Genomic DNA, 14,806 nt, shown 5'->3' with positions numbered 1-14,806 from the left:
GATGGGCTTCACCAGCGACGCACTTCCGGCGGGCCTCGAGTTCCTCGGTCGTCCCTGGAGCGAGCCGCGACTCTTCGGCTTCGCGTACGCGTACGAACAGGCCACCAGACACCGGCGGCCACCGCGGACGACGCCGTCACTGACCGCCGTGCGGTGAGGCGTTCCTCGCCGATTGGACCAACCCCGGGCCGGCGCAGAGCGCGATCGTGCGCACGGTCAAGGCGCCGGTGGGCAGAGTTGCGGGCACGGGCACGCACCTTGCCCCACATACGGTTGCCAGATCCTTTCGCTCCGATTGTCACCGGTATCCCCGTGCCTCAGCAGATTCTCCTGGTCGATGACGACGACGGCGTCCGCGCGTTCACGCGCCGCGCGCTGACCGCTGCTGGCCATCAGGTGGTTGCCGTATCCAGCGGCCGCGAGGCCCTGGCGGCGGCGCAAGACCTGAGTCATCTCGACGTCCTCGTCACCGACGTCGTCATGCCAGGCGTGATGGGAGGAGCCGTCGCCCGCGCCGTCGCCGGCATATTTCCCGACGCGCGTGTCCTGCTGATCTCCGGCTACATAGACGACCCCTCGGTGATCGACAACGTTGCATCCGGCACCTGGGCGTATCTGGCGAAGCCCTTCACCATGGTCCAGATCTGCGAGGCGGTAGATCAGCTGGTCAGAGCCAGACGCTAGCCATCGCGGGGCTGCACCGCGTGTGCTTGACAATAGGGGAACGGGGTATGCAGATATGGATCATGACACACGATTCGGCTGCAACTGAGGAGGTCGTGCCCTCCGCACACGTGTCTGCTAGTGCGCATCCCGACGCGTCGGCTGTGGGCTGCGGGTGCGCCGTGCACGGCGATGGTGACAGGAAGGCCGTGGCGGTCGATCCCGACACCAAGGCGCGCAATCTCACGCGACTCCGCCGCATCGAAGGGCAAATTCGCGGATTGCACAAGATGGTCGAGGAGGACCGCTACTGTGCCGACATCTTGACGCAGATCTCCTCGGCCCACGAAGCGCTTCGTGCCGTCGGACGGGAGCTCATGCGCAATCACCTCAAGCATTGCGCCGCCGCCGCCATCGCCGCCGGCGGCGTCGAGCGTGACGCGATGTACGATGAGCTGGTCGACATGATGTACAAGCACAGCCGGTGATGACCACGCCCACCCTCCCGCGACTCGCCGGGGCGTTAGTTCTCGCGTCGCTGCTCGCGATGCCGAGGCAAGGTCGTGCACAGGTCGTGTCCGCGGCGGCAACCCCTCCGGTCACCGCGCTGCGCTTCGGGGCGATGGCCGATCCATCGGGGCGCACCACAAAGAACGTCACGATTCTCGTGCAAGCCGATACGGTGCTGCGGGTTGGGACCGGCACGGCCATGATTCCGAAAGGCGCAACCGTCGTCGATCTGCGGCGCTACACGGCAATCCCCGGTCTCATCGACGTGCATACGCACATGACGTTCGTGCGCGACAAAGCCACTCCGCTCGCGAGCGGTCCGCGCTCGCGCGATTCGGTCATCGCGGCCGCCGCCACGAACTTGCGGCGTACGCTCGAAACGGGCGTGACCACGGTGCGTGACCTCGGGGCCAGTAATTACGCCGACATCGGCCTCCGCGACGCGGTGAACAGTGGGGCGATGATCGGGCCGCGGATGTTCGTCGCCGGCTACGGCCTCTCGAAGCTCACGACGCCCGCGGTGGCCGGTCAGCCCTCACTCGCGGCGCGCGGTCGTGTGCGCGACACCATGGAGATCAAGGAAGCGATCCGAGCGCAGGTCGATGCCGGTGCCGACTGGATCAAGATGTACGGCTCCACCGGTACGTACGCGAATGTCACCGGTGTGCAGACGTTCACCGACGTGGAGATGCGTGTGGCGGTTGAGACGGCCCATCGCTTGAAGCGGCCGATTGCGATTCACTCGTACGGTGATTCCGGTGGACGCGCAGCGCTGCACGCTGGTGCCGAATCCGTCGAGCATCCGGCCGGGTTCGACGACGCCACGCTGGCCGTGTGGGCGAAGCGAGGCACCATGTACGTGCCCACCATCGATCACAATCGCTTCTACGCCGAGAATGCCGCGCTTCTTGGCTACTCGCGCGACCAGGTCGCCGGTCTGGATTCCTTTCGGCTGCTCAATCTCGACACGGCGCGCCGCGCGCACGCCGCCGGTGTACGCTTCGCCATGGGCTCCGACGCGGTGTACTGGATGTTCGGCGAGAACACGCGAGAGCTGGGCTGGTTTGTGAACGCCGGGATGACGCCGGCGCAGGCGCTGGCCACGGCCACCACGAACGGCGCGCTCCTGCTCGGTCAGCCTACCAAGCTCGGGCGCATTGCCGCGGGCTACTATGCCGACATCGTTGCCGTCGAGGGCGACCCGCTGGCGGACATCGCGGTCATCCTCGAGCGTGTGCGCTGGGTCATGAAGGGCGGCGCGGTCGTGGTGGACAAGCGCTGACCGAGCGAACAGTTTCGTGGTGTTTTCGTGGTGTTTTCGTGGTTTATTCGGGTTGCAATTCGAAGGGTCGCTGCAACCTGCTTCCAGCACGCGACTTGCGAGCGCGTCCGGCCCGCACTACGTTGCAAGGCTCGCCCCATTTGGGGGGAGATCCATCGGGGAACCTGAAAATGGCTAAGCGCGCCCAGCGAATGCAGGCGGCGCACCCGATGCAGAAGACGTCTGTGTGCTGTAGCACGGAGCCGGAACATGGCGCGCGAAAAGATCATTCTCGGTTGCACCGAGTGTAAAAACCGCAACTACTTCACCACGAAGAACAAGCGTCTTCACCCCGAGCGGGTGGAGTGGCAGAAGTATTGCCCGCGCTGCAATTGCCACAAGACGCACAAGGAAACGAAGTAGAGATGACGGCTCCCGTCGAGGTTTCCCGTCCGGGACTCGGCACTCGGACGATCACGTTTTATCATGACGTGATTGCCGAGATGAAGAAGGTGACCTGGCCCGATCGCGCGCAGCTTCAGCAAGCGACGATCCAGATCATCATCTTCGTGCTGCTTCTTGGTGCGGTGATCGCCCTGGTCGATGTTGCGTTGCAGGCGCTGCTCGTGCGCCTGCCCGCAATGTTGCTCGGCCGCTGACCCCGCATATGTCCTTGTCCATGCTCGAGCACCGGTGGTACACGATCCAGACCACATCTGGACACGAGAACAAGGTGCAGCGCCTGATCCAGCGGAAAATCGACATGGATTCGGCGTCGCCTGAAGATCGTTTGATTCGTCAGGCACTCGTGCCGGTTCAGGAAGTGGTGGAGATCAAGAACGGTAAGAAGGTGACGGTCGAGCGAAAGATTTTTCCGGGCTACGTGCTCGTTGAGATGGTCGCCAGCCAAGACACCTTGCACGAGGTCAGCGCCATTCAAGGCGTGATCAAGTTTGTCGGAAAGGAAAAGGAGCCGACGCCGCTGCGCGACGACGAAGTGCGTCGGTTGCTGGGGCAGTCGGATTCGACCGAGGAAGCGCCCACCCGAGAGGAGATTCCGTTCCTAATCGGTCAGGCAGTGGCGATCACGGAAGGTCCGTTCGCCGACTTCAACGGCACCGTCGAAGAGATTTTGTCCGACAAGGGCAAGGTCAGGGTGTCGGTCAGCCTGTTCGGCCGACCCACCAGTGTGGAGCTCGATTACCTGCAGTTACGCGGGTACTGAGTTCTTCGCCGGACGTCGCGACCACTCGACGTAAAACAAGGTGGCAGCACGACCGCAGCGCCGGATGGTCCGGCCGCGGAACTTGCGATGAGGAAGACGCATGGCCAAGAAGGTCACTGGATTCGTCAAGCTGCAGATTCCTGCAGGCAAGGCGAACCCGGCGCCCCCAGTAGGTACGGCCCTCGGTCCGCAGGGTATCAATATCATGGGCTTCTGCAAAGAGTTTAATGCTCGGACGCAGGGCGGTGATATGATCATCCCGGTCGAGGTGACGATCTACGGCGACAAGTCGTTCACCTTCATTTTGAAGACTCCGCCGGCGGCGGAACTCATCAAGAAGGAGCTCGGCGTCGCGAAGGGCTCGGGTCAGCCGAATAAGGTGAAGGTCGGTACGATCACGAAGGCGCAGCTTGAAAAGCTGGCCACCGTGAAAATGCCGGATCTGAACTGCGATTCGATGGAGAGCGCGATCGCCATGATGGCGGGTGCCGCGCGCTCCATGGGCATTGTGGTCAAGGATTGAGTCTCATGGCACAAAACGGGAAGAAGTACCGCAGCGCGAGTGAGCGCCGCGAACTCGGGAAGCCCTATGAGGCCAGCAAGGCGATCGACCTCGTGAAGCAGATGAGCTTTGCGAAGTTCGACGAAACGGTCGAAGTCGCCATCCGTCTCGGCGTCGATCCTCGCCACGCCGATCAGGTGGTGCGTGGCACCGTCGTACTGCCCGAAGGAACGGGCAAGACGATGCGTGTGCTCGTTATCGCCGCCGGCGCCAAGGTGCAGGAAGCGCTAGACGCGGGCGCCGACTATGTCGGTACCGAGTACCTCGCCAAGATCAAAGAAGGCTGGTTGGATTTCGACGTGCTGATAGCCACGCCGGACCAGATGGGGCAGCTCGGCCAGCTCGGCCGCGTCCTCGGTCCTCGCGGCCTCATGCCGAATCCGAAGGCTGGTACGGTCACGTTTGACGTGGCGAAGGCGGTCAAGGAATCGAAGGGCGGAAAGATCGAGTTCCGCGTCGATAAGGGCGGCAATGTGCATGCCCCGATCGGTAAGGTCTCCTTCGGGCCTGAACAGCTCGCGACCAATTTCGCTGCGCTGATGGATACCATCGTTCGCTCGAAGCCGTCCGCGGCGAAGGGCGTGTACATTCGGAACGTCGCGATCTCGAGCTCCATGGGACCTGGCGTCACCATCGACACCACGCCGTACCGGTAAGAGGGAGACGCAACCATGAAAGCAAAGGCCAAGGCCAAGAAGAGCGATAAGCAGCTCCTTGTTGACAGTCTGAGCGCGAAGCTCGGATCGGCGCAGGCGCTGTTTTACACCGACTTCACCGGTTTGAACGTGAAGCGCATGACGGATCTTCGTCGCCGCCTGAAGAAGGCCGGGGTCGAGTACGTCGTGATCAAGAACACGCTGGCGCTCCGTGCCGTCAACGAGAGCGGGCTGGTGTCCCAGCGACTGAAGGGCCCGACGGGGGTGGTGGTGGCCAAGGATGGCATCACTGCGGCCAAGGTTCTCTCCGATTTTGCGAAGGAGAACGATCAGCGGCCGTCCGTGAAGGGCGGGATCTATGAGGGCAACGCCGTAGACGAGGCGCTGGTCAAGAAATTGGCCTCGCTCCCGACGCGCGACGAAGCTCTGTCGATCTTCGCTGGCTACCTCAACAGCATCCCGATGATGTTTGCCCTCGCCCTCGACGCCCGCAAGACGCAGCTCGAAGGCTCCAACTAAGTCCCCAGGCGTTCGCCTGATCACACGCCCCAGGCTCCCTGGGGGAGATTTACGGAGAGTACGACCATGGCTAACACGACCCTGAGCAAGGACGAGATCCTCGACGCGATCGGCGCGATGAGCGTCATCGATCTGTCCGAGCTCATCGAAGAGTTCAAGACGAAGTTCAACGTCACGATCGCCGCGGTTGGGGCGGGCGGCGGCGGCGCTGCGGCTCCGGCGGCAGCGGTAGAAGAGCAGACGGAGTTCGCGGTCATCCTCAAGGAAGTTGGCGGCAAGAAGATTCAGGTCATTAAGGTCGTGCGCGAGCTGACCGGCCTGGGCCTGAAGGAAGCCAAGGACTTGGTGGACGGCGCCCCGAAGGCCGTGAAGGAAAACGTGACGAAGGACGAAGCTGCCGCGATCAAGGCCAAGCTTGAGGCCGAGGGCGCGACCGTCGAAGTCAAGTAAGGCTGCCGACCGATCGTCGTTTTAACTGCAGTTCCGTCGTTGTAACGCTCCTCCCCGGGGGGGCTGGTCACCGAAAAGTGACTGGCCCCGTCGGGGACGGAGCGCTTTGCGCCCCCGGTATCGCCGGATTCGGTGCGCCCCGCAAGCGGGTGAGCCCCTAAGGATATGATGAACCAGATCTCGTTCGCGAAGCTCGAGACGGGCATGGATATGCCCCATCTGCTCGACATCCAGACGCGCGCCTTTGAGTCGCTGCTCCAACTGGATGCTGCCTCGCAAGAGCGCGAGGATGTTGGCCTCGAGCGCGTTTTCAAGGACCTGTTCCCGATCTCGGACGTCCACGAGAATTTCTCGCTGGAGTTCGTTCGGTACAGCCTCGGTGAGCCCAAGTACTCTGTCGCCGAGTGTATCGAGCGCGACATGACCTACTCGGCGCCTCTCAAGGCCACGTTGCAGCTGGTCATCTTCGAGGATACCGGGGACGGCAAACGCCCCCGCAATATCATCGAGAAGGAAGTCTATCTCGGCGAGCTCCCGCTCCTGACCGAGCTGGGCACCTTCGTGATCAATGGCGCCGAGCGCGTCATTGTCTCACAGTCATCGCTCCCCCGGCGTCGTGTTCGAAGAGAGCACGCACCCCAATGGGCAGCGGCTGCTCTCGTCGCGCATCATCCCTTTCCGGGGATCGTGGGTCGAGTTCACCGTGGACATCCACGATGTGATCTACGTTCACATCGACAAGAAAAAGAAGTTCCCCGCCACGGCGCTCCTGCGCGCGTTCGGATATGGCGAAAATCGCGATATCCTACGCCTGTTCTTTGCCGAGCGCGAACTCGACCTCGTCATGAAGCGCGAGACGCGCATCGAGTTGCGTGAGATCCTCGGCGCGATCATCGCCGAGGACATCACCCTCTCGGGCGAAGTCACGCCCGATGACGCGCCGAAGGCGAAAACCAAGAAGGCGAAGGCCGAGCGCGAACGCGCTGAGGCCGAGCTCTTGGTCCGCGAGGGGGACGAACTCACCGAAGAGGTGCTCAACCGCCTCGTGCGGCAGGGGCTCGACACGGTGAAGGTCTTCGCCTCGTACACGCAGATCGATCTGCGCGACGAACAGGACGCGATCGACCGCGGCGAGCGTGAAGTGCGCCGAACGCTGGCACGCGACGTCGTCGATGCCGACACCGGTGAAGTCGTGGCCGAAAAGGGTGCGGTGCTCGTCGATGCCGTGATCAAGCGTATCCGAAAGGCCGACCTCACGAAGGTGCAGGTCTTCGTCGCCTCCGGCCGCGCCGAGTCGACGCTGATCAAGAACACCCTGGCCAAGGACCCGACGAAGCATGAGGAGGAAGCGCTGAAGCAGATTTACGCGCTCCTCCGTCCAGGCGACGCGCCCAACCGCGAGACGGCCAAGCAGGCGCTCGAGCGTCTGTTCTTCTCGCCCAAGCGCTACGACCTCGGTCGTGTCGGCCGCTACAAAATCAACCAGCGTCTGCGTCTCAACACGCCGATGTCGACCACCGTCCTCACGAAGGAAGACTTCGTCGAGATCATGCGCCAACTCGTGGAACTTCACGAAGGCCGCGGCGACGTGGACGATATCGATCAGCTGGGTAACCGCCGTATCCGCTCGGTGGGTGAGCTGATCGCCAACCAGTTCTCCGTTGGTCTCTCGCGCATGGCGCGACTGGTCAAGGAGCGCATGTCGATCAACACCGATCCCGAGAAAATCTCGCTCGACGATCTCGTGAATGCGCGTACCGTATCCGCCGTGATTCAGGCGTTCTTCGGTTCGTCGCAGCTGTCGCAGTTCATGGACCAGACCAATCCGCTCGCCGAGCTGACGCACAAGCGTCGCCTCTCGGCCCTCGGACCGGGTGGCCTCACCCGCGAGCGCGCCGGCTTCGAAGTGCGAGACGTGCACTACTCGCAGTACGGTCGCATGTGCCCCATCGAAACGCCGGAAGGCCCGAACATCGGCCTGATCACGTCGCTTGCCTGCTACGCCCGCGTCAACGATCTCGGTTTCATCGAGACGCCGTACCGCATCGTGAAGGACAGCCGCGTGACCGGGGAGATCGTATGGCTCGACGCGAACCGCGAAGAGGACGCGATCATCGCGCAGGCCAATTCCAAGCTCAATCCCGACGGCACGTTCGTCGATGATCTCGTGCTGTCGCGTAAACGCGGTGACCTCCCGCTGACACCGCCGGCCGATATCGACTACATGGACGTCGCGCCCGAACAGCTCGTGTCGATCGCCGCCGCGCTCATCCCGTTCCTCGAGCACGACGACGCCAACCGCGCGCTGATGGGCTCGAACATGCAGCGCCAGGCCGTTCCGCTTTTGAATCCGCGCACGCCGTTCGTTGGTACCGGACTCGAAGCGACGGTCGCCGTCGACTCGGGCGCGGTCATCATTGCGCGCCGGCCGGGCATCGTGACCAGCGTTACCGCCGACGAAATCATCGTCGACGCTGGGGTCATAGGCGCGATCGATTCCGATCGTCCGCTGGCACGCTTGGGACATCTCGACCGCTACCGACTTAAAAAGTACTGGCGCACCAACCAAGACACCGCCATCAACCAGCGCCCGCTCGTGCGCATGGGGCAGACGGTGTCGAAGGGTGAGGTGCTGGCCGACGGTGCCGCCACGGAAATGGGGCAGCTTGCGCTTGGCGCGAATGTCACGGTGGCGTTCATGCCGTGGTACGGTCACAACTTCGAAGACGCGATCGTGCTCTCCGAGCGCCTGGTGAAGTTCGACGTCTTCTCGTCGATTCACATCCAGGAACTCGAACTGCACGTCCGCGACACGAAGCGTGGTCAGGAAGAAATCACGCGCGAAATTCCGAACGTCGCCGAAGAGTCGCTGGTGGACCTCGACGAACGCGGCATCGTGCGCATCGGCGCTCAGGTGAAGCCGGGTGACATCCTCGTCGGTAAGATCACGCCGAAGGGTGAAACCGAGCTCTCGCCCGAAGAGAAGCTCCTGACTGCGATCTTTGGCGAAAAGGCCAAGGACGTGAAGGACAGCTCGCTCAAGGTGCCGCCCGGTATGGAAGGCGTGGTCATCGACGTGAAGATCTTCTCTCGCGTCGAAGACCAGGTCGTTGAAAAGGATCGTGGTGAGCGCATCGGTGAAGTGCGTCGACTCGAGGGCGAGGAGAAGATCCGCGTCAACGAAGTCCGCGACATGGAACTGGCCGCGCTGCTCGAAGGCGAGACCATCTCGCTGGCCCTCAAGGCCGGCACGGTGGAAGAGGCGATCGCCGCCGGCACCACCCTCGCGACGGACACGCTGAGCGGCCTGCGTTTCGCGACGCTGGACCTCAAGACGTTCCGCGTCGAAAGCAAGAAGGCCAACGATCGCGTGCGCGAGATCATCGATGCCGCGAACGAAGAAAAGGCCCGTATCGAAGAACGGGCCGAAGAGCGCATCGACCGCATTCTGCAACCCGATGAGCTTCCGCCTGGCGTGATCCAGCTGGTCAAGGTGTATCTGGCCGAGAAGCGGAAAATCTCGGTCGGCGACAAAATGGCCGGACGTCATGGGAACAAGGGTATCGTGGCCCGTATCGTCCCCGAAGAAGACATGCCGTTCATGCCGAATGGTCGTCCGGTGGACATCGTGCTCAACCCGCTCGGCGTGCCGTCGCGCATGAACGTCGGACAGATTCTCGAAACCCACCTCGGGTGGGCGGCGAAACTGCTCAACTTCTACGCCAAGACGCCGGTATTCGAAGGCGCGAACGAGCGCGAAATCGGCCTGCTCATGAAGCTCGCCGGCCTCCGCTGGGCCCGCGAAACGCTCGAACTTGGCGCGTCGTCATTCGACGCGACGCCACAGGATGTGCGTCACTTGCTCTCCGACATCAAGCCGGATCGTCGTCTGCCGGATAAGGTCGAGCTGCTGGGCGATGCGAACCTGAACGACCTCGCCACGAAGGCCATGTCGGCCGAAACGAAGTCGCTGTTCAGTCGCGTGAAGGAGTTCGTCACGCAGGGTGCCCGTACCGTGGCCGCACGTGAGCTCGAAGGCGTGCGCGCGTCGCTGGCGCTCCACCAGTCGGCCGACGACGAGACAGATGCCGATTTCAAGGCAGGCGTCGCGGCGCTCGAGGCCGAAGCGGCCATGAGCCCGGTGGACACCCTACTGCGTATCGGTCAACCGGCGCTTGCCGCCGTGCTTGCCGGCAAGGATGTCAATGTCGACGCCGCGGGCTCGGAGCTCATCCGTCTGGCGGGCCTCACGCCTACCGGCAAGGTGCGCCTGCGCGATGGTCGGACCGGCGAAACGTTCAACGCGCCGGTCACGGTCGGCGAGATCTACGTGCTCAAGCTCAGCCACTTGGTCGACGACAAGATTCATGCGCGTTCGATCGGACCGTACTCGCTCGTTACGCAGCAACCGCTGGCGGGTAAGGCGCAGTTCGGTGGACAGCGCTTCGGAGAAATGGAAGTGTGGGCGCTCGAAGCATATGGGGCGGCGCACACGCTGCAGGAAATCCTGACGGTCAAGTCCGACGACGTGAACGGCCGTAGCCGTGTCTACGAGGCGATCGTGAAGGGTCAAAACCTGCCGGAGCCGGGTATCCCGGAATCGTTCAACGTGCTGGTGAAGGAACTGCAGGCGTTGGGTATCAAGGTCACGCTCGGTGCCAGCGATGGTACGGGTGCCGATCGGATCGACGCCGGCGGCAACGGTAACGGCGGGGAGGAATAATCATGATCGACTTCCGCAGCTCGCGCGAAGCCCGCGCGTCCGCGTTTGACTACATGTCGGTCCGTATCGCCTCACCCGAGGAGATTCGCGGACCCAAGGACCCCAAGGAGCGCGAACGGCTGGAAATGGCCGGCTTGCGCACCTGGTGGTCGTGGGGCGAAGTCACCAAGCCCGAAACCATTAACTATCGCTCATTCAAGCCCGAGAAGGACGGGTTATTCTGCGAGCGCATCTTCGGTCCGGTCAAGGACTGGGAATGCCATTGCGGGAAGTACAAGCGCATCCGCTATCGCGGCGTAATCTGTGACCGATGCGGCGTGGAGGTCACGCTCAGCAAGGTCCGGCGCGAGCGCATGGGTCATATCGAACTAGCAGTGCCCGTTGCGCACATTTGGTTCTTCAAGACCCTCCCGTCGCCGATGGGCAACCTGCTCGACGTCACGCTCCGTGACCTCGAAAAGGTGATCTACTATTCGAACTACATCGTCATCGATCCGGGCTCGCAGGAAGTGCGTGAGCGCCAGCTGCTCGACGAAGACGAGTACCTGACGCTGCGCCAGAAGGCGAAGGCGGAAGGCGATGCGGCCTTCCAGTGCGACATCGGTGCGCCGGCCGTGCGTGAATTGCTCAAGCGTCTCGACGTCGATTCGACGGCCGAGGAACTGCGCGCGTCCGTTGTCGGCGAGACGTCGCAGCATCGCAAAAAGCAGATGCTGAAGCGTCTGAAGATCGTCGACGCGTTCCGCACTAGCGGCGAGGGCGGAGAAATCCGCAACCGTCCGGAGTGGATGATCCTCGACGTCATTCCGGTCATCCCACCCGACCTGCGGCCGCTGGTGCCCCTCGACGGCGGGCGCTTTGCGACGTCCGATCTGAACGACCTGTATCGTCGCGTCATCAATCGCAACAACCGTCTCCAGAAGCTCATCTCGCATCGCGCGCCGGAAGTCATTCTGCGCAACGAAAAGCGAATGCTGCAGGAAGCGGTCGACGCCTTGTTCGACAACGGCCGTCGCTCCAAGGCCATTCGTGGCCGCGGCAAGCGTCCGCTCAAGTCGCTGTCCGACATGCTCAAGGGCAAACAGGGCCGGTTCCGTCAGAACCTGCTCGGCAAGCGCGTGGACTACTCGGGCCGTTCGGTCATCGTCGTGGGTCCGGAGCTCAAGCTGCACCAGTGCGGCTTGCCGAAGGCCATGGCCCTCGAACTCTTCAAGCCGTTCATCATCCACAAGCTGGTGGAGAGCGGTGAAGCCGAGACCGTGAAGCGCGCCAAGAAGATCGTGGAGCGCGAGAACGCGATGGTCTTCGAAGTGCTCGAAGGCATCATCAAGGATCACCCGGTGCTGCTCAACCGCGCACCGACGCTGCACCGTCTGGGTATCCAGGCGTTCGAGCCGGTGCTGGTGGAAGGCAAGGCCATTCGTATTCACCCGCTCGTGTGCGCGGCGTTCAACGCCGACTTCGATGGTGACCAGATGGCCGTGCACGTGCCGCTGTCGTTCGAAGCACAGATCGAAGCGCGTGTCCTGATGCTGTCGTCGAACAACATTCTGAAGCCGTCCGACGGACGCCCGGTGGCCGAGCCCTCACAGGACATCGTGCTTGGCTGCTACGTGGCCACGAAGGCCCCGACGGGCTTCGACAACGTGACCTCGAAGGACCCGGTGGCCGTGTCCAAGCTTTCCTCGATGACGACTATCGGGGAAGTGGAAATGGCGATCGCGAACAATCGTGCCACGTACCAGACGCCGATCCGGTGGCTCGACAAGACCGACGGCGGCGTGACGTGGATCGCCACGACCACCGGTCGAGTGCTGTTCAACTCGATCGTGCCGAAGGGGCTGCCGTTCCTGAACAAGGACATGAAGAAGAAGGCGCTCGGCGAACTCGTGTTCCAGAGTTACCGGAATGCAGGACTCGCGGAAACGGTGGCGTTGCTCGATCGCCTGAAGGAGTTCGGTTTCCGCAACGCGACGCGTGGCGGTGTCTCCATCGGTATCGAAGACCTACATATCCCGAAGGAGAAGGAAACGCTGCTCAAGGAAGCGTCAGAGCGTGTCGAGCGCTTCCAGCGGGCCTACGCAACGGGCAACATCACGAACGGTGAGCGCTACAATAAGGTCATCGATACGTGGACGCACGCGAACACGGACGTTGCCGACGCCATGGTGAAAACCATGCGCGAATCGCAGGGTGGTTTCAATCCCGTGTTCATGATGTTCGACTCCGGTTCTCGTGGCTCGCGCGACCAGATCCGTCAGCTGGCAGGCATGCGCGGCCTCATGGCCAAGCCGCAGAAGAAGCTTACGGGTGGTATCGGCGAAATTATCGAAAACCCGATCAAGTCGAACTTCCGTGAAGGGTTGTCGGTGCTCGAGTACTTCTCGTCGACGCACGGAGCCCGCAAGGGTCTGGCCGACACGGCACTCAAGACGGCCGACGCCGGCTATCTCACGCGTCGACTGGTCGACGTGGCGCAGGACATGACGATCCAGGAAGAGGATTGCGGGACGATCCTCGGCCTCGACACGGCGGCGCTGAAGGAAGGCGAAGACGTGATCGAGCCGCTGGCCGAGCGTCTGGTCGGTAACGTGGCGGCCGAGGATATCCTCGACCCCATGGAACGCGACGAGGCGGGACGTCCGCGCATGCTGGCCGAGGCGGGCACGCTGATCTCGGAAGAGACGGCGCAGCTCATCGAAGATTCGGGCATCGAGACGGTGAAGATCCGTTCCGTGCTCACCTGTGAAGCGAAGCGCGGCCTGTGCCGCATGTGCTACGGCCGAAACTTGGCCACCATGCAGATGGTGGATCTGGGCGAAGCAGTCGGCATCATTGCGGCGCAGTCCATCGGCGAGCCGGGTACGCAGCTCACGCTCCGTACCTTCCATGTCGGTGGTACGGCCTCGCGAATCGCCGAACAGACGATCAAGCGCGTGAAGTACGACGGCGACATCGTCGAGTATGGCGATCGCCTCGTGTTCGTCATCAACAAGGACGGTGACAGCATCGTCACGTCGTACGAAGGCGACGTGAACATCAAGTCGGCGAAGGATGGACACGTGCTCGCACGCGTTCAGGTGCCGCTCGGTGCGACGATGCTCGTGCCCGACGGCGGCAAGCTGGTGCGCGACGAAGATCGTCGTGACGCCCGTCTGTTCTCGTGGGACCCGTACACCAACCCCATCATCGCCGACGTCGAGGGCACGATTCGTTTCGTGGACCTCGTCGAAGACGAGTCGTTGTCGGAAGAACTCGATGAACTGACCGGTTTGCGTCAGCGCGTCGTGATCGAAGACCGCGAGAAGAAGCTCCACCCGCACATCGAGATCTGGCAGTCCAAGGGTGGCAAGGAGAAGCGCGTGCGTGACTTCATCCTGCCCGTGGGCGCCATCATCACGATCGAGGATGGACAGGAAATCACGGCCGGTCTCACGATCGCCAAGGTCAGCCGCGAGGCGTACAAGACGCGCGACATCACGGGCGGTCTGCCGCGAGTCGCCGAACTGTTCGAAGCGCGTCGTCCGAAGGATCCGGCCACGATCTCCGAGATCGACGGCTTCGTCCGCTTCGGCGAGATCAAGCGTGGAAAGCGCGAGGTGTTCGTCCGTCCCGCCAGCATCGAGAGCGGTCAGTGGATCGTCGATGAAGCGCAGGCGGAACAGGTGTACGAAGTGCCGTCGGGCAAGCACTTGCGCGTGCACGAGGGCGACCGCGTGCGCGCCGGTGACCGTATCTCGGAAGGGCCGGTCAATCCGCACGACATTCTGCGCATCAAGGGACCGCGCGCGGTGCAGGAGTATCTGCTGAACGAAGTGCAGGAGGTCTATCGCCTGCAGGGCGTGAAGATCAACGACAAGCACATTGGCGTGATCGTGAAGCAGATGTTGCAGAAGGTGCGCATCGTAGACAGCGGCGATACGGAGATGCTCGAGGGTGAGCATGTCGATCGCGCCGAGTTTCGCGACACGAACGACGAAGCCAAGAAGAAGAAGATTCGTCCGGCGACGTCAGAGCCGTTGCTGCTCGGTATTACGAAGGCCTCATTGACCACGCAGTCGTTCGTGTCGGCGGCTTCCTTCCAGGAAACCACGCGCGTACTCACGGATGCGGCCATTCGCGGTTCGCGTGACAATCTCCTTGGACTGAAGGAGAACATCATCATCGGCCACCTCATCCCGGCCGGTACGGGTATGTACCGGTATCAGGAAGTGGACGTCGAGTCGGATGCGCTGCC

The 14,806-nt window shown here is 62.6% G+C and carries 12 protein-coding genes and 1 pseudogene; all 13 read left to right on the top strand.

The features are described from left to right. Positions 1-312 precede the first annotated feature (312 nt). Positions 313-684 (top strand): response regulator, encoded by a 372-nt coding sequence (locus ACLL97_RS03260; RefSeq protein WP_411279045.1) that lies wholly within the window; start codon positions 313-315, stop codon positions 682-684. A gap of 95 nt (positions 685-779) precedes the next feature. Further along, a complete protein-coding gene (locus tag ACLL97_RS03255; protein ID WP_411279044.1) occupies positions 780-1,151 on the top strand; it encodes a metal-sensitive transcriptional regulator in 372 nt (123 codons plus the stop codon). Then, positions 1,151-2,455 (top strand): amidohydrolase family protein, encoded by a 1,305-nt coding sequence (locus tag ACLL97_RS03250; protein ID WP_411279043.1) that lies wholly within the window; start codon positions 1,151-1,153, stop codon positions 2,453-2,455. The genes ACLL97_RS03255 and ACLL97_RS03250 overlap by 1 nt, the downstream gene beginning before the upstream one ends. 249 nt (positions 2,456-2,704) lie before the next feature. Beyond that, a complete protein-coding gene (rpmG, locus tag ACLL97_RS03245) occupies positions 2,705-2,857 on the top strand; it encodes a 50S ribosomal protein L33 (protein ID WP_411279042.1) in 153 nt (50 codons plus the stop codon). Then, positions 2,800-3,093: a preprotein translocase subunit SecE gene (gene secE / locus ACLL97_RS03240; RefSeq protein ID WP_411279041.1), complete on the top strand. Its 294-nt coding sequence runs from the start codon at positions 2,800-2,802 to the stop codon at positions 3,091-3,093. Before rpmG ends, secE begins: the two co-directional genes overlap by 58 nt. 8 nt (positions 3,094-3,101) lie before the next feature. Then, positions 3,102-3,659 carry a transcription termination/antitermination protein NusG gene (gene nusG / locus ACLL97_RS03235; protein ID WP_411279040.1) on the top strand — a complete coding sequence of 186 codons (558 nt, stop codon included), beginning with the start codon at positions 3,102-3,104 and terminating at the stop codon, positions 3,657-3,659. A gap of 100 nt (positions 3,660-3,759) precedes the next feature. Further along, positions 3,760-4,182: a 50S ribosomal protein L11 gene (gene rplK / locus ACLL97_RS03230; protein WP_171225357.1), complete on the top strand. Its 423-nt coding sequence runs from the start codon at positions 3,760-3,762 to the stop codon at positions 4,180-4,182. Positions 4,183-4,187: 5 nt separating this feature from the next. Continuing rightward, positions 4,188-4,877, top strand: a complete 690-nt coding sequence (gene rplA / locus ACLL97_RS03225; RefSeq protein WP_411279039.1) for a 50S ribosomal protein L1 — start codon at positions 4,188-4,190, stop codon at positions 4,875-4,877. A 15-nt stretch (positions 4,878-4,892) separates the two neighbouring features. Continuing rightward, a complete protein-coding gene (rplJ, locus tag ACLL97_RS03220; RefSeq protein ID WP_411279038.1) occupies positions 4,893-5,396 on the top strand; it encodes a 50S ribosomal protein L10 in 504 nt (167 codons plus the stop codon). 66 nt (positions 5,397-5,462) lie between these two features. Further along, positions 5,463-5,846, top strand: a complete 384-nt coding sequence (gene rplL / locus ACLL97_RS03215) for a 50S ribosomal protein L7/L12 (protein WP_411279037.1) — start codon at positions 5,463-5,465, stop codon at positions 5,844-5,846. 165 nt (positions 5,847-6,011) lie between these two features. Next, positions 6,012-6,389: pseudogene (locus ACLL97_RS03210) on the top strand (hypothetical protein); the annotation flags it as partial. 25 nt (positions 6,390-6,414) lie between these two features. Further along, positions 6,415-10,569 (top strand): DNA-directed RNA polymerase subunit beta, encoded by a 4,155-nt coding sequence (gene rpoB / locus ACLL97_RS03205; protein WP_411279036.1) that lies wholly within the window; start codon positions 6,415-6,417, stop codon positions 10,567-10,569. A gap of 2 nt (positions 10,570-10,571) precedes the next feature. Beyond that, the coding region (gene rpoC, locus ACLL97_RS03200; protein ID WP_411279035.1) for a DNA-directed RNA polymerase subunit beta' at positions 10,572-14,806 on the top strand (4,235 nt) is incomplete at its 3' end.

Source organism: Gemmatimonas sp. (assembly GCF_046594945.1).
Classification (GTDB): Bacteria; Gemmatimonadota; Gemmatimonadetes; order Gemmatimonadales; family Gemmatimonadaceae; genus Gemmatimonas.
Note: the sequence above shows the minus strand (reverse complement) of the source record. Positions and strands in the feature narration are given on the sequence as shown.